Raw genomic sequence first — 680 nt, forward strand, 5'->3', positions numbered from 1 at the left:
GTGCAATTCTTTCTTCATGGCACACCGGAGCGAAAGAAGAACTTCGACTACTATACCGGAACCGCACGTGACTGGCTGAACCTGATGGTTACGAACATGAACCGGGGAGATTCAGGTTGGGTTGCCGGCTCATGTATCGAGTCCCGTATGATAACTCTTTCATTTAAGGATAAAACCGTCGGAACCGTCCTTGATGAACTCATCAAAGAGCTGGATTCCGAGTACTGGATATCCGGCAAGACAATGAACATCGGCAAGCGAGAATATGCCAGCAATGGCCTTATATTAGCGCAGGGCGAAGGCATGGGCTTTACCGAGTTGGAAGTTTCGGCCGTAGATGATACGCCACCTGTAACAGTTCTTTATCCTTATGGTTCAGACAAGAACCTCGGTTCCGATTATGGGGCTGATTATCTTCTTTTGCCCGAAGGCCGGCTTTCCATTGAAAAGAACGTGGAGAAGTACGGCCGGATAGAAAAGTCCATGCAATTTGACCACATTTTTCCGAAAGGGGAGTTTGCCGTGACGGAGAAGATCGACGACTACACTCTGAGAGCTTCCGGTATGGATTTCAACCTTACCGATTGCCTGTTGGACGGGGTAGAAGTAATCGTTACATTCCAGGATGGCGGTTTGGCCGGCTATGACCTTGCAATCGTCGAAGACAGTTGGGACAATGA

1 pseudogene is annotated in these 680 nt (G+C 48.8%); it reads left to right on the forward strand.

Annotation, left to right across the window (positions count from 1 at the left end):
• Positions 1 to 680 (forward strand): annotated as a pseudogene (locus tag H8S65_RS20850) (hypothetical protein); the annotation flags it as partial.

Origin of the sequence: Parabacteroides hominis (genome assembly GCF_014287585.1) — a bacterium.
In the GTDB taxonomy this organism is placed as follows: Bacteria; Bacteroidota; Bacteroidia; order Bacteroidales; family Tannerellaceae; genus Parabacteroides; species Parabacteroides hominis.